The organism is Geitlerinema sp. PCC 9228 (genome assembly GCF_001870905.1).
GTDB lineage: Bacteria > Cyanobacteriota > Cyanobacteriia > Cyanobacteriales > PCC-9228 > PCC-9228.
The window spans coordinates 25,330-45,585 of the sequence record NZ_LNDC01000045.1 but is presented as its reverse complement, the minus strand read 5'-3'; the positions used below and the strand labels follow the sequence as shown (position 1 = coordinate 45,585).

General features: G+C 46.4%; 15 protein-coding genes and 1 pseudogene. 7 read left to right on the top strand and 9 right to left on the bottom strand.

Annotated features, from left to right (window positions below):
* Window positions 1–436: pseudogene (locus AS151_RS03075) on the bottom strand (hypothetical protein); the annotation flags it as partial.
* Window positions 437–1,155: 719 nt separating this feature from the next.
* On the opposite strand from AS151_RS03075, the gene AS151_RS03070 reads away from it, so the two are divergent.
* From AS151_RS03070 to AS151_RS03055, 5 genes are all read left to right on the top strand, one after another.
* Complete coding sequence (locus tag AS151_RS03070; protein WP_139240476.1) at window positions 1,156–1,410, top strand: hypothetical protein; 255 nt, start codon at window positions 1,156–1,158, stop codon at window positions 1,408–1,410.
* Between the two features lie 22 nt (window positions 1,411–1,432).
* Window positions 1,433–1,696 carry a hypothetical protein gene (locus AS151_RS21900; RefSeq protein WP_170861292.1) on the top strand — a complete coding sequence of 88 codons (264 nt, stop codon included), beginning with the start codon at window positions 1,433–1,435 and terminating at the stop codon, window positions 1,694–1,696.
* A complete protein-coding gene (locus AS151_RS03065; RefSeq protein ID WP_071515602.1) occupies window positions 1,617–2,153 on the top strand; it encodes a GNAT family N-acetyltransferase in 537 nt (178 codons plus the stop codon). Before AS151_RS21900 ends, AS151_RS03065 begins: the two co-directional genes overlap by 80 nt.
* Window positions 2,154–2,178: 25 nt before the next feature.
* Window positions 2,179–3,243, top strand: a complete 1,065-nt coding sequence (locus AS151_RS03060) for a folate-binding protein YgfZ (RefSeq protein ID WP_071515601.1) — start codon at window positions 2,179–2,181, stop codon at window positions 3,241–3,243.
* Window positions 3,244–3,305: 62 nt separating this feature from the next.
* Window positions 3,306–3,602, top strand: a complete 297-nt coding sequence (locus AS151_RS03055) for a hypothetical protein (protein WP_071515600.1) — start codon at window positions 3,306–3,308, stop codon at window positions 3,600–3,602.
* Window positions 3,603–3,684: 82 nt separating this feature from the next.
* Here the strand turns inward: AS151_RS03055 and AS151_RS03050 are convergent, their stop codons facing one another.
* From AS151_RS03050 to AS151_RS03035, 4 genes are all read right to left on the bottom strand, one after another.
* Window positions 3,685–4,413, bottom strand: coding sequence for a hypothetical protein (locus AS151_RS03050; protein WP_071515599.1), 729 nt, complete (start codon window positions 4,411–4,413; stop codon window positions 3,685–3,687).
* On the bottom strand, window positions 4,386–4,601 hold the full coding sequence (locus AS151_RS03045) for a Calx-beta domain-containing protein (RefSeq protein ID WP_071515598.1): 216 nt from the start codon (window positions 4,599–4,601) through the stop codon (window positions 4,386–4,388). The genes AS151_RS03050 and AS151_RS03045 overlap by 28 nt, the downstream gene beginning before the upstream one ends.
* Window positions 4,598–5,509, bottom strand: coding sequence for a calcium-binding protein (locus tag AS151_RS03040; RefSeq protein WP_071515597.1), 912 nt, complete (start codon window positions 5,507–5,509; stop codon window positions 4,598–4,600). Before AS151_RS03040 ends, AS151_RS03045 begins: the two co-directional genes overlap by 4 nt.
* A 692-nt stretch (window positions 5,510–6,201) precedes the next feature.
* Window positions 6,202–7,959: a hypothetical protein gene (locus AS151_RS03035; RefSeq protein WP_211517503.1), complete on the bottom strand. Its 1,758-nt coding sequence runs from the start codon at window positions 7,957–7,959 to the stop codon at window positions 6,202–6,204.
* 90 nt (window positions 7,960–8,049) lie between these two features.
* On the opposite strand from AS151_RS03035, the gene AS151_RS03030 reads away from it, so the two are divergent.
* Window positions 8,050–9,792, top strand: coding sequence for a glycosyltransferase family 39 protein (locus AS151_RS03030; protein WP_071515595.1), 1,743 nt, complete (start codon window positions 8,050–8,052; stop codon window positions 9,790–9,792).
* A 315-nt stretch (window positions 9,793–10,107) separates the two neighbouring features.
* Here the strand turns inward: AS151_RS03030 and AS151_RS03025 are convergent, their stop codons facing one another.
* The 4 genes from AS151_RS03025 to AS151_RS03010 form a co-directional block, all read right to left on the bottom strand.
* The gene (locus AS151_RS03025; protein ID WP_071515594.1) at window positions 10,108–10,944 is read right to left on the bottom strand and encodes a 1-acyl-sn-glycerol-3-phosphate acyltransferase; all 837 of its coding nucleotides are present in this window, start codon (window positions 10,942–10,944) and stop codon (window positions 10,108–10,110) included.
* A gap of 56 nt (window positions 10,945–11,000) precedes the next feature.
* Window positions 11,001–11,807, bottom strand: coding sequence for a hydroxyethylthiazole kinase (thiM, locus tag AS151_RS03020; RefSeq protein WP_071515593.1), 807 nt, complete (start codon window positions 11,805–11,807; stop codon window positions 11,001–11,003).
* Between the two features lie 60 nt (window positions 11,808–11,867).
* Complete coding sequence (locus AS151_RS03015) at window positions 11,868–14,732, bottom strand: EAL domain-containing protein (RefSeq protein WP_071515592.1); 2,865 nt, start codon at window positions 14,730–14,732, stop codon at window positions 11,868–11,870.
* A gap of 570 nt (window positions 14,733–15,302) precedes the next feature.
* Window positions 15,303–16,733 carry a carotenoid oxygenase family protein gene (locus AS151_RS03010; RefSeq protein ID WP_071515591.1) on the bottom strand — a complete coding sequence of 477 codons (1,431 nt, stop codon included), beginning with the start codon at window positions 16,731–16,733 and terminating at the stop codon, window positions 15,303–15,305.
* 618 nt (window positions 16,734–17,351) lie between these two features.
* Here AS151_RS03010 and AS151_RS03000 point away from each other — a divergent pair.
* Window positions 17,352–20,144 carry an ATP-binding protein gene (locus AS151_RS03000; RefSeq protein ID WP_071515589.1) on the top strand — a complete coding sequence of 931 codons (2,793 nt, stop codon included), beginning with the start codon at window positions 17,352–17,354 and terminating at the stop codon, window positions 20,142–20,144.
* Window positions 20,145–20,256 lie beyond the last annotated feature (112 nt).

The following is a 20,256-nucleotide window of genomic DNA, read 5'->3' as shown; positions in this document are numbered from 1 at the left end:
ATTCGCCATTATCATCAGAAGATTCATCATCATCTTCCATATCGGCTACTGTTTCTTCTCCTTCGTAATCGGAAGATTCGCCATCATCATCAGAAGATTCATCATCATCTTCCATATAGGCTACCGTTTCTTCCCCTTCGTAATCGGAAGATTCGCCATCATCTTCCATATAGGCTACCGTTTCTTCCCCTTCGTAATCGGAAGATTCATCATCGTCTTCCATATAGGCTACTGTTTCTTCTCCTTCGTAATCGGAAGATTCGCCATCATCATCAGAAGATTCATCATCATCTTCCATATAGGCTACTGTTTCTTCTCCTTCGTAATCGGAAGATTTCCCTTCGGAAGTTTCCTCTTCCAACATAATAGCCTCAATTGCCAGAGATTTTTCAGTATTGTCATCTAACTGAGTTAATTGCGTTGTGGTAAATGCCATGATACTCTCCCTTGAAAGATTGTTTGAATGCTTATGTAACCACCGCATATGTAGATTTCCCACCTGCTATGCTTGATGAAGGTTTCACAAAGCATGTGCGATGATTTGCCGTTTCTGGGTCTTTTTCCGTGAAAATCCGTAAAAATACGTAGTTACCACGCGATTGATAAGGAATCGATGAAATTTTATGTTCCCCTCAAAATCCCATTTCGAGTATGTCACAGCTTCTTCAAAATTCTGCCCAGAAAAGATAAAGTTTCGATAAAGAAACGCTTAAAATACGTGTTAATGCGTAAAGTGAGAAAAATAAACATAAAAAAGGAAAACCGCCTTTCATTGGTGGTATGCTTGATTTGTCAGAGGGAAAAGTCAAAGAAATCTATCTGCCATTTCTAGGAAAATTTTTGAAAGTCAAGAATTGAGGAAAATGGGAAACTTCGTTTCTGAAGAATCCTGTGGGATGGTGCGCTATCTTCAAGTTGGAAAGTGCGATCGCGGATAAAGAGGGGAACTGGGAACTTTTTCCGCTGTAACATCCATCCCCATTTTGAGTTGGTATTGGTTTGGAATCATTTTATATGGCTTCTCTCGCAAAGTTCGCAAGGCATTCCCCATCTCCTCGAACCCATCCCCAGGAACTAATGCAGTTTGGGTTGCAAATGATGCGGTTGTGACTGGTTTTGTTGGTTTTGGTGGGGTTGTTGGGAACGATCTTAGCGTTGTTCAATTTTTCCCAAGGTCAGAAAACCAATCCACCCTGGTTGTATGCTTGGCTGTGGGGGTACGATCGCTGGTTGCAGGGATGGCCACATGCTACGTTGGTTTTGTGTTGGTTAGTGGCGGGATTTTTTCTCTGTTCTACGTTAGCGAATCGCTACCACCATTGGGAACAGGCACAGGTTAAAGAAATGGCGGCTAGCATAGCTGGGGAAAAGATGGGGAACCATACGCACCGCAATTGCGGTATATGGTAGAACAGACCTATAACGTACTTCTTTGGCAATTTTTATTGCTACCATAAGCGGTGCGATTTTGCCAGTGTTGGGATTGTTGGTTCCCTATCGGGGGATTGACCCTCAGCATTGCCGGACTTTTGTCGGTGAGTTGGCTGGCGGTTTGTTTGTGGTATGGTTGGGAACCAGCAAGTTTTCAAAAACGATAGGGAGGATGGTTGGCTGCGATGTCGTTGACCTGGAAAGCGGATGTGGTAATTCGACCTTGGGAACCTGGCGATCGCGATATTTGTGCGAAGATTATTGAGGAAGTGTTAACGGAGTACGGTTTGGCTTGGGAACCGGAAACCAGCGATCGCGATGTGGTAGAGGTGGAAAAATATTATTGGGAAACTGGCGGCGAGTTTTGGGTGGTGGAAAAACAGGGAACTGTGGTGGGAACTGGCGGCTACTATCCCGTCTTTCGTGGAGAAAATCAAGCGTCTCAACTATCCTCAACCCAAGTGGAGATTCGGAAAATGTATTTGCTGCCGTCGGTTCGCGGCAGTGGGATGGGCAAATTTTTGCTACAACAATTAGAAGCTGCGATCGCAGCTAGAGGATTTGAAGCCATCTGGGTGGAGACAGCCAGCGTTCTCACCGAAGCGGTCAAGCTGTACGAAAAATATGGCTACCAACCAGCTACCGATGTAGAAACCCCTCGCTGCGATCGCGTTTACGTCAAGTTCCTTGATTCCCTATATTCAAAATATAGACAATCGTAAAGATGGATAGCTTCTGGAAACACCGATGACAACCACTACATTACAACAGATACAAAAAGACCTAGGTGCCACCTTTGATAGGGATACCCAGTCCATACCGGTGAGTTTTGGCAACGATGCCGAAGCGTTGGCGGCTGCCAGGAACCAAGTCGCTATATGCGATCGCTCTCACTGGGGATTGCTGCGGCTATCCGGCGAAGAACAGTTGCGGTTTTTACACAACCAAAGTACCAACGACTTTAACAATCTCCAGCCAGGACAAAGCCAAGATACCGTATTTACCAATTCTACGGCACGGACTATCGATCTGGCTACTGCCTATGCCACCGAAGATGCCATTTTGCTGCTGGTTTCTCCCAATCGACGGGAAACTATGATGAAATGGTTGGACCGCTATATCTTTCCTTTTGATAAGGTAGAACTAGAAGATATTAGCGATACCCACAGCATTTTTAGTTTAATTGGACCCCAAAGCGATACCGTTTGGGAAAAATTGGGAGTTTCGGTTGACTTACCTGCCAACAGCCACCAAATGGTTGATTTGCAACAAATGCAAGTACGGGTTGCCACCGGCAATGGATTGGCAATGCCAGGATATACACTAATAGTCAACCGCGAGGAAGCCGCCACCGTCTGGCAACTGCTAACAGAAACCGCCGGCGTTCCCCCTATGGGAGATGCTTGTTGGGAGAAACTACGAATTTTGCAGGGAAGACCGGCAGCAGAAGCAGAATTAACCGAAGATTACAATCCTCTAGAAGCCGCTTTGTGGCATAATATTTCTTTTGAAAAAGGTTGCTACATCGGTCAGGAAACCATTGCCAGGTTGAATACCTACAAAGGCGTGAAAACCCAACTTTGGGGAGTTCGCCTGCCAAGTTTCGTGGAACCGGGAACGCCAGTGATGCTAGACGGCAAACAGGTGGGAACCCTAACCAGCTGTACGGAAACGCCAGAAGGGGTGTTTGGTTTGGCGTATATTCGTACCAAGGCTGGCGGTCTCGGGTTGCAGGTATCCATCGGCAAGGTGGAAGCCGACGTGGTGGATCTCAATTTCGCTTCCCGGGGATATTTGGCAGCACAAACCTAACTTGCTTTGGTTACCTACCACCCCCGATAATAGCGATATTGGTTCATTTTTCATTGTACGTTATGGCTGCTTCTTTACAAGATATGTTTTTGGTTACTGTAATTTGTGAATCAGTTTTGCAAGACCGCATGGTCAAATTGTTAAAAAATTCTGGTGCCAGCGGCTACACAATTATCCAAGCCGTTGGTTCCGGTCGCCACGGTTCCCGCATGGGAGATATCGCTGGTTTCAATACCAATATTGAAATCAAAATCCTGACCTCTGAGGAAATTTGCGATCGCTTGATAGAAGAGATAAAACCGTTTCGGGAAAAATACGCTCTCATTGCCTTTCGCCAACCAGTGGAGGGGTTGCTGTAAAATCCCGTAACTACAAGAAGAAAATAAGGGCGATCGCTTGTCGCCCTTATTTTAACCATCTAGCTGACTGATGAAAATTCTATCAAGTTCCTTGAAAACCGGGTGCTTCTGCTCGTACAGCAGAACTCAAATCTGGCGTAAACTCAATCGTATAGTCAAAGGGAGAACTCGTATCGGGTCCATTATTTTCCATCCTGGTTTTATCTACCTGCAGAGGTGAGAAGTAGGATGCTGCCTGAACCACCACATTGCCATTGCTATTTAGCGACAAATCAGTGACCGTCATGGTATTGCTGTTGCCATTACTGAGTTTGGCATAGAGGAAAGTCGCATCCGTGGGAATACCAGTATTTGGGTCAATCTTGGCGATAATGGCAACCTTGGCACCACCGCCTTGACCGTAGCTAGTCAGCCAGCCATCAGTAGCAAACTCGCGGAAGTCTTCATTGGTACTGCCTTGCGTACCATCTGTACTAAAGACGGCATAGAGATTGTCACCGCCATCCCATAGTAAGCCATATCCCCGCGTATCGGTACTACTTTCTTCCAATTCGCTGCCAACCACCCAATCTTGCGTACCGTTGGTAAAGCTGACCATCACTGGATTTTGATTGAGGTTAGTCACTTGTTCGTAACCGATATAAATCGAGCGATTTCCCACAGTAACGCTAGGACCTCCTCTGGCAGCTACCTCAGATTCATTACTTAAATCTATGTCATCATTGTAACCGCCTAACTTAGCAGAGTCCGATACGGCGGTGGCAATATCATTATCCGAAATCGTTAGAGAGGTGGTATCCTGACTTCCCAAATTCGCATTACCGCATTGGTTAGCGTTAGCTGTAAGGTTTCGTTTCCTTCTGCATCGCTATCGTCGCTAATGGGAATTTCAATGGTTTTACTAGTTTCCCCAGCCGCAAAGGTTAAAGTTCCACTTTGGCTGGTGTAATCCGACCCAGCAGTTGCCGTATCGTCGCTAGTGGCGTAATGTACACTCACTTCACCATATCGCTACCACCAGTTCGGGTAACAGTAACCGTGGCATTGCCGCTATCTTCACTAACGCTATAGTTAGCAGTATCGAATGCTAAACTAGCTGGGTCTGGTGTCGGTGATGGGTCTGGTGTCGGTGATGGGTCTGGTGTCGGTGATGGGTCTGGTGTCGGTGATGGGTCTACGTTGCTGAGATTGACAAAATCATCACCATCAATAACCGAACTATCAATTCCTTTGAAAACCGCAAAATATTCACTACTTCCGCGACTGCGAATCACCGTATCTTCGCTGTATTCTCCTGTTCCTTGGGAAATTTCAATATCATCAGCGTCGATATTGCCAGCGATTTCGATACTATCCACACCATCGGTAAAATCATTAATGACATCTGCCTCTTCTACAGACATTCCCCCCAAATCTACACCAATAATAAAGCGATCGCTTCCCAAACCTCCTTGTAAAGTGTCTTTCCCTAAATCGCCGCTAAGGGTATCATCTCCTAAATTGCCAAAAATGCGATCGCTATCGCGACCACCGCGAATCAAATCGTTATTTTGACCGCCATAGATGTTATCTCGACCGCTGTTGCCGAAGAGTTGGTCGTTGCCTTGATTGCCGTAAATGAAATCGTTACCGTTACCGCCGGCAACAACGTCGTTATCTAAATCTCCGGTCATCACATCATTACCATCTCCCCCTAGCAGCCAGTCATCTTGCTGACCGCCTCGCAGAATATCTTCTCCTCCATTGCCGCTGAGGAGATCGTTTCCCTGGTTACCAAACAGATAGTCGTTGCCTCCCAAAGCCGCGACGATGTCGGAACCTCCCAAAGCCACAACCAAATCGTTCTGACCGTCGGTTGTGTAGGTATTGTCGTCTGGGTTTAATACGTGAATAGCGTCAAAATCCATATTTTTACCCCTTATGGATGTTTTGCAAGCAATACAATTGGTTGTCGGATTCTTACCGTTTGAGAAGTTCGCTGTAACGGTGGTTTCCTAGTTGCCAATAACTGCGATCGCGTATGTATATAGAAATAGAAAACTCCTGATGCTGGCTTCGGGTAGATGCGATATTTCTACCAAGCTTCTTTTGGGAATATCGTTGATTTTTTAATGAAAATTAACTCCCAAAACGCAAAATGCGATCGCAATTTATCAACCTATACAAGTTGTCCTTTCTTTCTCCGGAATCCCAAAATCACTTTTCTTAAAATTTCCCCAAATTCCCGTCTCATAAGGATTTACAACGAATGGTTTTTTCCTTCTCTGTTAAGAATAGATACAAAATTTCCGTAAAAATACGGATTTTTAAAGCCTTAGAAAAACAACGGATAAATTTTACGTAAAAACACGGAAATCCTGGCAGCGTTGTCTATATATAAAGAAAAAATATTCTATTTTTCGGAATAATTATCAGAAAAAAGAAAGAAAATATGCGATCGCATTTATTATTTTAAAAAAGAAAAAATAACAAGAAATCGATTTCAACATAGTGGACAGAAGAATGGCTGCATGGATTTTAAATTTATAAACTTTAGCGCTCGCTTTACCTACCAAATTAAAATAGACGTGCCACTACAAAATACATGCAAAATGATTGCCTATCGATCCAGCCAGCAGCTAGTATTTAATAGGACCAGCGTTTGATTTTCAAAAGCAATACATTCACTTTCGCTTTTAGGTAAAGGAATTTCGGGAACCACCCACTTAGCTAAAACGGGAGGTGTGGGTTGTTGTAGCGACGTCAAAGCCGTCTCGCTAGCCTCTTGGTATTGACGCAACCAGCGGTTTTTAGAAACGTATTCCGGGATAAACGCCACCCGGTCTATCAGCCAGAAATCAATATCGTAGGATTGAATAAAATTTTCCACCACAGCGCGATCGCGGCTATACTGGGCACGGATTAAATCTTCCGTACGTTGGCGAAATGGTTGGTAGTATCCCAAATGGTAGGGAATGGCATACTCGCTGGCAACCAACGTGGAACGACGTGCAAATGTAGGAATATTGTTGGCTTCCACGCTAACAGAAGCTACCAAGGTATCCTTCGGTGTTTGTTGGAGAAACTCGTATAATTTAGGATATCGTCCCACAATATATCCCGTCCAAGGAAAATTATCTAACGTTAGGGGATACAAAAGTAAATAACCAACCAAAAAAGCCACAATACTCAGCTGCCCCCCCCTTGCCAAAAATCGATTTTGCCGCTGGGAGAACCACTGCCAAATGCCATCTAACAGCAAAACCATAGCACATCCGGCTGCTAAGGAAATTGCCATGCGAAAACTATGCTGGGTGTAGCGACTGGGAAGGTGCAAGGCAAACAAAAGCATATGGGCAATCAAAAACATGCCCAAACCAGAAACCAGCAAGTGCGTTAGTGAGTGAACATTTTTCTGTACTTGATTCCCTAAAGGAAACCAATGGCGTAACTGCAAAAGCCAAGGCAGCAATAACCCCAAACACAGCAAAATTGGTTCTAACGACAAACGCAAACCACCGCGACCCACCATCCAAAACCGTCCCAAGTCATCATGGAAAAAGACTGTTCGCCCTTCGGGTTGGAATTCCGGCATAGTTTTTGCTGTTTCCAAAGACACAGTAGGGGCAAATTCCGACGTTGCGATCGCGTAGGGAAGCAAAATCAGAAACGAAACCCACAAGCCAACCCCGACCAACCTATAGCGATCGCGGGTGCCCAGCCAGCGAAATTCTAACTTGCGAAAGCCGAGCAACGAAAGCACCAACACCCCATCCGCAATAAAAACATACTGGGGATAAAATCCCCCCAAAACTGCGATCGCAGCTGCCATCAACCACAAATTCCGCCGCAGCCAGTAATACAAAAACACCAAAAACAAAGGATACACAAACGCCTTTGGCGTCGCCGACACCATACCATCCTGCAGCCAAAGACACTGATTCAGCAGCAACATCGACGCAAACCCAGCAAAGGGAACCGGCAAAATCTGCATGGATACCCCAAATCCGTATCCTGTTGCCAGCAACCCCAACACCAGCGGCAACAATTTGTGCAGCAATAGCGGCGAAATTCCCAGCCAACTTGCTCCTCGGTATAGCGTAGCGTATCCTTTGGGAGCAACCGATTGAAAATAATCGGCAATACGATCGTTGGGAAACAATTGCGGATCGACAAAACGCTGCATCCAGAACACATGCTGCCTGGCATCGTCTTGAACCACATACTCGCCGTCAAACGCCGCCTGCATCGCCAACAAAGCGTATACAGCCGCCAACGTGATGGTGAGGCTAAACCAAAAAATGCTGTGGGGATGCCAAAAACTGGCAACCGAACCGGTAAAAAATTTTCGTAGGCTGGGCATAGATGCTACCGCCATCTGGTACTGTGAAATGCTTGGGTCTGTCTTTATCGGTTTTATTGTCCCATCTTTAGACCGCGTAACCACCTACAAACAAAAAATCCCGTTATGCTATCCAAGTGGATTCACAAACAAAAATATTCCCAGAACTGGCTACCCCTGCTATGCGTTGTAGTCTTGGCAATCGGCATTTGCTTTCGCTTTGCCAACCTAGAGGATAAGGTATATTGGAGCGACGAAGCCTACAGTTCCTATCGCATTGCGGGATATGAAATGGCAGAGATGGTGGAGGAGTTATACGGCGGCGAACTGTTAACTGTAGACGATATTTTACAATTCCAACGTCTCAGTCCCGATCGCGGTTGGGATGATATGATGCATGTGATGAAAACAGAAGCTCCCCACCATCCCCCTTTATACTATGTGATGTCCCGTTGGTGGCAAGAATGGTTGGGGGATAGCGTTTGGTGGCAGCGGTGTTTTTCCGTGGTGGTGAGCTTATTTGCATTTCCTGCCATATATTGGCTGGCTTGGGAATTGTTTGGTTCGGCGGCGGCAGGATGGGTCGCGATCGCTTTATTGGCGGTTTCTCCTATTCATATTTTATACGCTCAAGAAGTGCGGGAGTATCCTTTATGGATTGTTACCACGATTTTATCCAGTGCAGCACTTTTGTACGCTCTGCGAAAGCAGACTATATGGGGATGGGGAATGTATAGTTTCTCCCTAGCTGCTTCCTTTTATTCCCATTTGTTTTCCGGTTTTGTGGTCATTGCCTACGGTCTTTACGTACTGGGTACGGAAGGTATACGTTCGATCGAATATTGGCTTTCTCCTTGGTTCAATTTCAAAATATCCCCAGAACAAGGCAGCAAAGCAAATAAAAATTTATTGGGATATTTTTTAGCAAGTGCGATCGCCACCGTATTGTTTTTACCCTGGTTGTTTGTCTTTTTAGAAAGACAACTACAAGTTAACAAAGGTTGGGCGTGGGTCATTAAAGAACTAACATTTCCCGTACTTTTCAAAAATTGGGCTACCAACTTCATACGGACCTTCTTTGACCTGGAACTCGCCTACGAAGACCCATTTAACGTTATGTTTCGCCCCGACAATCCCGTTGTATATCTTATCGTACCGTTGGGATTGCTGCTGGCGTATGCTAGTTATTATTTGGTTCGCCACACCTCTCGCGACACCTGGTTGCTGTTATTGTTCCTTGCTATTTCCACCACCCTCCCCATGGCAGGAACCGATGTTTTATCCGGAGGCAGGCGTTCGATTATTGCTCGCTACCAGTTTCCCGCCTACATCGCCATTCAACTGACCGTCACCTACTTGCTTGCTTCGCAAATTACCAATTTTGCTGCCAAATTGCGTACCCAACGCTTTTGGAAATTGGTAACGGTCTTTTTACTTTCGGGAGGCATTTTATCGGGAATTGCCATTGCCAAAGCCGAAACTTGGTGGACCAAATACAGTGATTTTCACAATATTTCCCTCGCTAAAGCCATCAATCAATTTGAAGGTGCTTTGGTATTAAGCGATAATCAAATTAACCGTGTCCTTTCTCTGAGCCACGCTCTCGATAAGGATGTACGTTTGAAATTGGTTGAAAGACCTTCCCGGGATTTCATGGAAGAAAACGGCATTCCCCAAGATATTTTACTAGATATTCCTCCCGGCGAAACCAATGTTTTGCTGTGGGAAACGATCCCTCCTTTTTCGCCATTGAGAACCGCCTACGAACAATACCGCAACTATTATTTTGAAGCGGTTTACCAAGAAGAAATCACCTTCAAACGCCGAACCCACCAATTGTGGAAACTGCCATCGATATTTTTAAAATAATATGAAATCCGGCTGTAGACTTATGGAGAAGAAATCTTTGTAAGTTCCCCTGACTAAGGAAGACCGCGACAGCCGGGGGTCTGAGAATTCAATCTATTCATACCAAATCCGCGACGCAAAACCCCAATTTTTCTGTAGGGGCAACCCCCTGTAGGGGATTCTTTTTTTAGGGTAGGCACAGGGGCGCTACCCCTACATTTTTTTGGGTCTACATAATACATCGGATTTGGTATCATATAAGAAAAGGAGGGAGAAATAGCATTATAGCCCCAAGGAAAATATGGTACACTTCTATCTCCCACGCTCAATAGGCTCCTATCCCCCCTCTCGCGAACGAACCACCAGATCGTCCAACGCAGCTTGCATATGCTGTCGAACTTGCTCGTAACAGGCATCCACGTATTTGCGATCGCGTGCGGCTTTTCTCCCAGAACGCTCAAAATCAATAGGAGAACAAACGCGGGTATAGATTTTTCTAGGCAGGGGAATATTGGGAGCTGCTCCCGCCGCCAATCCCCAAGGCAAACCCAAATAAATAGGAAATACGCGGGTAATGGGTGTACTGGCATCAATCAATCCTTGCTGTCGCAAAACCCCCATCAAATCCTTACAATCCGTCAAAACCATTAAAGTTTCGTGAGCGCCTAGGGATACCAAAGGAATAATAGGAACGTTCTCCCGCAGAGCCAATTTAATAAACCCCTTACGGCCGGCTAACTCAATACGATGGCGCTGGCTGTAAGGACGAAATACATCATCGATGCCCCCAGGATACACCAAAACCGGTGCCCCACGACGTAGGGCCGCTGCCGCAATTCTAGGTTCCGCCGGGAGTGCCCCCATTCTCGCTGCCGACGCTGCTGCATCTGGAGAGGTCAACACTTCCCGCTGCATCAAACCGTAGGCATTTCGTTGCACCCCAAAGCGGCGATACCAATCAACCAAAAACATGTGCATATCAGGGGCTGCCAAACCGCCGTTGTGGGAACCAACAAATAAAACGCTTCCCCGTTCGGGAATGTGATGCCAACCGTCGGTTTCTACGCGGAAGTATAAGTGATACAAAAATTCCCAAAAGGGGAGCATCGATTGAATCATTTCGGGATCGCGTTTGTCTAAGAGGGATTCTGGTTGGTAAGTTGAAAAAGTCATTTCTTGGTGGGTGAATTTGCTAGGGAAAGGGTCTGACGTCCCATTTTCCTAAGTTTTTAATAGCAGTGTAGCCGTTGGCGAATATCTGCCTCATCTAAATTGTACAAAACATCCAAAAAATGTACCGCCAGGCTCCCCGGTCCTGCTGCTTTCTCGGCTGCTATTTCTCCGGCAATCCCGGCAACGGCCATGGCGGTGGCAGCAGCAATCGGGGGAGGAGAGGTAACGCTCAGGCAGGCGGCAATAAAAGCGGAAGTGTTGCATCCCATGCCGGTGACTTTCGCCATTAAAGGATGACCGTTGGCAATGTGTAAAGTTTGGTGGCGATCGCAAATGGTATCGACAGCCCCGCTCACCACTACGGTACAATCGTACTGTTTGACCAAAATGCGAGCGGCTTCCTGGGCATTTTGAGAAGGTTGCGTTGCATCGACGCCTTTGGTGGTGCTTTCGTCGCTAACAAGGGCCGCAATTTCAGAAGCATTGCCGCGAACGACGGTAACTGGGTTACTTGCCAGCAGCCGGCGGGTTACCTGGGTCCGATAGGGGGTGGCACCAGCGCCCACCGGATCGAGTACGATGGGTTTGTGGCTATCTCTGGCTTGCTGCATAGCCAGGTCCATGGCTTCCACCCAGTCGGCACTTAAAGTACCAATATTCGCCACCAACGCCGAGGAAATGGTTACCATATCCCGCACTTCTCGCAAAGCATGGGCCATGACGGGAGAAGCTCCCAAAGCCAGCAAGGCATTGGCGGAAGAGTTCATGACCACCAAGTTGGTGATGTTGTGAATGAGGGGTTGGTTGTAGCGGATGGTTTTTAGGGTAGAAAATACCGACTGAGCGTCGAGTTGGGAGGTCATGGGCTTAAGATTTCTTAACGCTTGCGGTTCTAGTTTGCCATCCTACTATAAATCGGTAGTTCAAGAAGCCACTCGATCGCTGCTGGGACCATCTTTTGACTCTGGCGACCAGCTACTATCTTGCCACACCACGCGATCGCGTCCTTCCGATTTAGCGACGTACAGAGCTTGGTCTGCCTTAGCCACCAAGTTTTCTGGCGAAGACAAGGCATCGGGAACCATGGTAGCAACCCCCAAACTTAACGTCAGATTGCGTCCTACCGAATTGTCGGATGGCGAGAAGTCCAAAGCTCGTACCCGCACTCTAATTTCTTCGGCTATTCTCATAGCAGCGGCACTATCGGTATGGGGCAAAATAATAGCAAATTCTTCGCCACCGTAACGCGCTACCATCTCCGTAGACCGTTTCACCGACCGTTCCATAGCATCGGCTACTTGTTTCAAGGCTTCGTCGCCGGCTTGATGTCCAAAGGTATCGTTGTACTCTTTAAATTGGTCCAAATCGCACAAAATTAAGGAAAGGGGAGCATTTCTCTGACAGAGGGTTTGCCACTGCTGGTACAGATACTCGTCGAAATAGCGGCGATTGGCCACCCCAGTAAGTCCATCTACAATGGCGAGGTGGTGAAGTTCCTGGTTGGCAGCTTGCAGTTGCTGGTATAGTTGCGCCTGATGAATGGCGATCGCGGTTTGATTGGCGAGAATGGAAAGCAGTTGAATTTCCGACTCCTGCCAGTGGCGGGATTGGTGGCATTGGTGGACGAAAATCAATCCCCACAGGTGGTCTTCGTGGATAATTGGCAAAATCAAATTGGCTTTGACTTGGAACTGTTCCAAAAACTCAATGTGGCAAGGGGAGAAATGGGAGTCGTAAATATTGTCCACCGCCAAAATTTTCCCTTGCTTGTAGGCAGAAACATATTTTTCCCGGAAACAGTTGTCGTTAATAATCATTCCTAGTAGGGATGGGACATTTTCGGCAGTAGACTCAACCACCACTTTTCCCCGATAGTCTGGTTGGAAGCGATAGACCATCACCCGGTCGGCTTGCAAAAACTCCCGCACTTGGGTAACGGTAGCGTTGAGAATATCTTTCAAGTTCAGGGACTGGTGGATTTTCTGGGTCATTTGCGCCACCAGCTGTTCCCGCTTAAATTGTTGCTTCCAAGAAGCTTCCAATTCTTGATATTTGCGCAGTTGTTCTTGCAGTTTTTGGTTTTTGCGGTACAGCAAGCGTACCTGATGCTGGACAATGGGGTCGCAGTGAAAAGGAAGGTGGCCGTTGGCTAGGTAATTTGGGGAGGTTTGTGGCGTCGAACTGCTGCTGTCAAATTCGATCTCCATTTCGCCGGGGGAAGTGGCAAAGGGAGCAAGGGTTCCCTGCCAGTTGTTATCTACAAACAGGTGTCTTTGCAGCAAGGAAGCAGCTGCCTCCCGATTCATGGGTTTCCCAAACAAGTATCCTTGCACGAAGTCGCATTGCAGCGATCGCAGCAGTTCCATTTGTTCGGGGGTTTCCACGCCTTCTGCCAATACCCGCATGTTGAGTCCTTGACCCAAGGCAATAATGGTTTTCGCGATCGCCACATCTGTAGAATCGCTCATCAAATCCCGGACAAAGCAGCGGTCAATTTTGAGAGTATCCACGGGAAAGTTTTTGATGGCATTGAGGGAAGAATACCCGGTTCCAAAATCGTCAATGGAAATTCGGATGCCGGCTTGCTGCAGCTGCTGTAAAATCTGAATGGTAAAGGGAACATCCCGAACGGCGGTGCTTTCGGTGATTTCAATTTCCAGATATTTCGGGTCCATCTGGGTTTGCGCCAGGATGTCTAAAATATTGTCTACCAAATCCGGACGCTGGAACTGTCTGGCGGACAAATTCACGGCAATAGGAACTGGTGCTACACCTTGAGCAAGCCATTCCTGATGTTGCTGGCAAGCGGTATGCAATACCCACTCGCCGATTTGACAAATCAAACCGGTTTCTTCAGCAACGGGAATAAATTCTTTGGGAGAAATCAATCCCCGTCGAGGATGTTGCCAGCGAATTAATGCTTCCAGACCGGAAATTTCGCCGGTTTTCAAGTCGATTTGCGGTTGGTAGTACAGGAGAAATTCTTCGCGCGCGATCGCTTGACGCAGTTCTGCCTCAAGCAGCAGCTGTTTTTGTTGTTCTTCGTTGGCATAGCTACCCTCGATAGCAAAGAGGTGTTTGCCATTACCGTTGACCTGAGTCTTCGTATTCTCCATGTCTAAAAACTGCCCGATTTGGGATTGTTCTCCTTGGGCGATCGCGGTAGAGATGCGATTGATAATCGTTTGTAAAAATTGCAGTTGGTGTTGGGAGAAAAAGTAGGTTTGGCTGTGGTGAACGAACAAAATGCCCCACAAATTTTTTTGCTGCCAAATGGGGACCGTTAGGGAGGTTTGAACCTGATACTCTAGTAGCAGTTGCAAGCGATCGGGGTCCACAGAAGCGCGATACATGGTATCCCTGGTCACTTGGCTGCATTCGTGGGATTGGTGGATCCCCTCAGCAATGGACTCTACCCCCAACATAGTTTTCTGCTGGGCATCTACATCTACAATTTCCCACTGACAGCCTTGCTTTGGCGCGGAACGGACCTGTTGGGGAAGCAACGCCGTTGGTAAATTCTGACCCAATAAAGAGGGTAATCGTTCTTGCTGGCAAGCCTCCGCTATTACTTTACTGCAGCGATCTTTTGGCAGGCGGTAAATAAAAACTCGATCGACACCCAAATAAGCAGCCGCTTCTCGCACGGTTCCCTCTAGAATGTCGGATAAATTAGGCATGGATGGCAAGCGATCGCCCGCGTTATGGCACGAATGACTTCCTTGGAATGCGTTCATGGCACTCTTTTTGGCTTGATGGTTGGCAAAACTGGCCGTAGTGTTTTTCATGGAAACTCCTTATCCGCCGCTCAAACAATCCTTTCCAATGCACCCTACTTGTGTATGTTTTTTCCCAACTTTCCCACCTTACCCACAACCATCGGATGGTTGTCTTGGTGGTTTGGTTTGGTTGTCTACGCTTTTTTCTTCTAAATCAAAAACAAATGAGGAACCGGACGGTATAACGACGCGATTATCAAAACAAAATGGCGTGAAAATCTGGATTTTAGGCAACACTTGCCAGCCAACATCGATAGATTTTTTTTTCAATTTGCTTTGATTTACCTTCTATTTTAGATCTTGACATTTTTTGTGCAAAATATAACGAAATACCGCAGAGAATTTACAAAAATTAAAAAAATTACAGGTCGTAAAGTTTTGCAGTCAAAATCTTTTCTAATTGCTTAGTGGCAACGTTTTATTTCACCTTTTGGGCATGTAACTGGCAAGAGTTGAACAAACCATATAACAAACTAACATATTTCCAATATATTGTCGGCAAACATGCCGTCTGCAATAAGGATTTTTAGCAATTTCCCATCTTCAAGCAACATAAGAAAAAGCGATCGCTGTTTGCGTTCAATCAGCTTGCCAAGTACCGTGAAATCCTATGGGAATGACCCGAGGCAACTGCAAACGACAAACGGGATGGCCATCAAAGCGATTCGCATCCAAAATCCACAGTTCGCTGGTATGGCAACTGCTGCGGTAAACCACCACCAGCAACCACATTTGCTCCTCTCGATCGCGGTCGGGAATACAAATAGGTTCGCTGGCATAATCCCCCGCCGGCAGTGCCACAGTAACCGATTTTCCTTCCCCACGGTCTACCCGCGCGATCGCGCCACCCACCAATTCCTTACCCAAATCCTCCTCATTACGCAAAACCGATAAATACGTAAACCGCCACGGCTGACTCACTTGGGAAGACACCACGCAAGGAAACTCACAAGTGCGATCGTACAGGGGCGTTAGTTCAATCACTTTACCTTTTTGAACAGACAAACGTAGCTGCCAGAGATTGCCCCGCGCCTTGGTTTTGGGATTTCCCGTCGCCACCTCCTGCAGGTAACGATTGGTTTGGAAATCTTCATAACGAACCATATCCAAAACAATATTGCCCCCTTCATCCTCGCAACCGTTGCCAAAATGCCACTGATACCAAGGTTCCGCCTGCAAGCGACAAGTTTCCTGTAACGTTTCCCGGTCAACCACCAAAATCTCCGTTCCCAAAGACGGTTGCCAGCTCATCGCTTGAGAAAACGTCATGAATTTTAGTAAAACCGGCAAAACTTTCAAGCGTACAGGTGGTATACAAAACACCAAATACCGACCTGCCAAAACAAAATCATGAATCAACGACATCCCACTCAAAGGAATAGCATTTTGCTTGACAATTTTGCCCATTGCATTGCAACGATAGAGGTTGAGAGAAGGCTGCCTGCCAAACACAACACCAAAATTGTAAATCTCTCCCGTTTGGGGGTCGCGTTTGGGATGGGCAGAAAACGGCGCTTCCGCTGCCAAACCGTCCAAATCGTCCGTTCCGCGCGTTTCTAAGGTTTGCGGGTCCAAAGCATGGGGATGACCCCCCTCCCACAACGCCAACACCTTATCCGGCAGCGCCAGAACCGAGGTATTGGCAACATTTTTCACGGGATAGCGCCAGCGATTCCACCAACTTCCCGGAGGCAGCATGCCATAACCACCGTACAAGAGGGTTTCCGCTTGTTCCTCGTGGCGATAGCCGGCAGTTTGTACAAAGCGATAGGTTCCGATGGCTTTGTCGGAGGTAAAACGAACTCCCAATACAGCCCCATCACCGTCAAACCAATGACCAACGCGGCGTTTTCCCCGCTGCAAGCGCGCTGGTCCGTTGCGGTATAGAGAACCACGAATTCCTGGGGGAATCGAACCCGACAGTACGGTGAGTTCGGTGGGGGGGAATTCTACCCCTGGCGGCAGAACCGCTCTTGCCCAAGCAGTTTGGTTGGTGTTTGAGGTTGGCATAAGGCAGGCTCGAAGTTCGCAGATTCCTTCTCTATTGTACGCCTGAAAGCCTGCTATCGGAAATCCAAATTTTTTGTAGGGACAATTCGCAAAGCGCCTCAACCAGGGAAATTGGGGGACTTTAGAAAATAAATTATTGTTTTTTTAGATTTTTTATCTTTGGTTCGGATAAGTGGAATATGGTTGGCCAATGCTCCGATTGCCTGATTTGGAAAAATTGACCGCTCGCAATTGCTTCTCCATCGCTATGACAACATATGACTGCTTCGATCGCTATTCGTTTTTTTTGCAGATAAGAAGCGATCGCATGAAACTCTCCTTTCAACTGCAATCGCAGCAAAAATTTTCGTTTTTAAACTTTCTTTAACTTTTAGATGGTATGGTTCTATAAAGATAAAGCCCAACAAGAAAATCTTTCTGATTGGCTGCATTTTAGGAACGCATCTCACACTGGAGAATTTTAGGAAACAAAAGCAAACTGAAAGAAAATCCTCTAGAAAAAATGGAAACAATCTACAAGTTCAAAGAGGAGAAAACTTATGGTTCCCTCAAAAACTCCCAAAACCGTACGAAAACATTTTTGTTATTTTGCAAGTTTCGTTAGAACTGCTTGTGGCAATGAAGGTTACGAAAATAATGGTAGATTTAAGCGATCGCATCGAAAAAACACCGCGCAGAATTCCCCTACGTTACGCCCTCATAATTCCCTTTCTCCTACAAATTACCATAGCCGTCGGTTTAACGGGATACTTTTCCCTACGCAACGGGCAACAAGCCGTCAACGACCTAGCCCAAAAACTGCGATCGGAAGTTAGCCAACAAGTAGCCCACCTGCTAGATCATTATTTAGGATTGCCCCATCGCCTCAACCAAGTCAACGCCAAAGCCCTGCAAGCAGAAATTATCCAACAGAATAACTTCTCCAAAATCTCCCACCATTTCTGGCAGCAGATGCAAGTTTTCAACGTCGGCTATATCAGCTACAGCAATCCCCAAGGCAGATTTGTCGGCGTCGGCAGAATGCCCAACGGCGAATTTGCCATCGACTCCCTACCCTCCCCAGCAACCAGCAAAGTCTTTTTCTACAGCGTAGATAGCCAAGGCAACCGCAGCGAGGAACCTTGGGGCATCAAAGAAAACTACCAACCCACCGAAGATACCTGGTATACCGATGCCGTCGCCACCGGCAAACCCCGTTGGAGTCAAATTTATCGGTGGCAGGAATGGTGGAACCAATACGACTCTTTTTTATCAATCTCTGCCAGCCGCCCGGTTTACGATAAAAAAGGAGAACTCATCGGCGTTCTCGGTATCGAACAACCCCTCAATTACATCAGCAATTTTTTAAGCCAATTAGACATTAGCGAAGTGGGGGATGTTTTTATTATCGAACGCAACGGGCGTTTGGTAGCCGCCGATAGCCAACAAGGGATTTCTAAACAAAGAAACGGCGAACTCAAACGCTTGCCAGCCAGTCAAAGCCAAAATCCTCGTATTCAGCAAACCGCAAAATATTTAAACCAAGAATTTCCCAATCTAAAAAATATTGATTCTCCCACCATGCTGAGTTTCCAGCCGGAAAGCGATCGCCAATTCGTACAAGTAACCCCCTGGCAAGACCAATACGGCTTGGATTGGCTGATTGTGGTTACCGTTCCCGAATCTGCCTTCATGGGGCAAATTAACAAAAATACCCGAACCACCATTATTTTATGCCTGACAGCCTTAGCCATTGCTTCAATTTTAGGAATTTGGACTTCCCGTTGGTTGAGCAAACCCATTTTACAACTTTCGCAAGCTAGTCGGGGATTGGCAAAAGGTTTCCTAGAACGGCGCGTTCCCATACGCGGTGTAGACGAAGTACGCATCTTAGCCGTATCCTTCAATGCCATGGCAGAACAGTTGCAAGAATCGTTTCGCGCCTTGGAAAATACCAACCAAGAATTAGAAGAACGAGTTGCTCAACGCACTTCAGAACTCACCCAAGCCAAAGCCGAAGCCGAAGCCGCCAACCAAGCCAAAAGCCAATTTCTTGCCAGCATGAGTCACGAACTGCGTACGCCCCTCAACGGCATTTTAGGCTACGCTCAAATTTTACAGCGATCGCAAGCTCTCACCCACTCGGATAAAGAAGGATTGCGCATTATCCAGGAATGCGGTTCCCACTTACTGATGTTAATCAACGACGTATTGGATTTATCTAAAATTGAAGCGCAAAAATTAGAACTAGCCCCCATAGATTTCCATTTGCCCTCGTTTCTCAGCGGCGTTGCCGAAATTTGTCGCCTCAAAGCCGAACAGAAAAATATCGATTTTATCTCGCAATTCGACGAAAATTTGCCAACAGGTATCCACGCCGACGAAAAACGCCTGCGCCAAGTATTAATCAACTTATTAAGTAATGCCGTAAAATTCACCGAAGAAGGCAACGTTATCTTTCGCGTCTTTTTGCTAGAAACCATCGACGCCGATACCAACCAATCGAAGGCGCGTTTGCGGTTTCAGGTAGAAGACACGGGAATTGGGATTTCTCCAGAACAAGCCAGCAAAATTTTCCAACCCTTCGAACAAACTGGAACTGCTATCAAAAAATCGGAAGGAACGGGATTGGGATTGGCAGTTAGCCAGAAAATTGTCGAAATGATGGACAGTCAAATTCAGGTTAGCAGCATTCCTGGAAAAGGCAGTACGTTTTGGCTGGATGTGGAAATTCCCATTGCCAGGGAATGGGCGCATTCTAGCAGCAAAACCTACAAAGGAACCATCGTGGGATACCAAGGAAAACGGCGTCAAGTTTTGGTGGTGGATGACAAATGGGAAAATCGTTCGGTGATTGTGAATTTACTTAGTCCTTTGGGATTTGACGTTGCAGAGGCGACGGATGGAGAAGAGGGATTTTTAACTGCAGAAGCGATCGCACCAGATTTAATTATTACCGATTTGGTTATGCCAGAAACCGATGGCGTATATTTCATTCGCAAAATTCGCGAACGTGACTCCCTACAAAATATCCCCATTTTGGTTTCTTCTGCCAGCGTTTTTGAAAGCGACCAATACAAAAGCCTCGAAGCTGGCGGCGATGACTTTCTACCCAAACCCATCCAAGCCCCAGAACTGCTACAAAAAGTGCAACAATTATTGGAAATTGAATGGCAGTACGAACAATCCCACTCAGAAAAAGAATCCCAAAAGGCAGAAGCCATTGTTGCTAATATGATCCCGCCGCCGATATCCGATGTGGAAGCTTTTTACAATCTAGCCATCAGGGGCAGCCTAAAAAAACTGCAAAAACAAGCAGAACAGTTGAAACAAACCGATGCCAAATTTGCCCCGTTTGCCCAGAAAGTATTGCAGTTGGCACAGGAGTTCAAGGAAAAAGAGTTAATTGCTTTTTTGCAAGCTTATCAATAATTTTCCCGATGGGGTCTTGACAATCGATGAAAAATCCTCTACAATAAGAACATCATCAGTGAAATTTACTGCCAGCGAAAAAGAAAAAAAGGAAAATTTTTTCCTGGAGGCT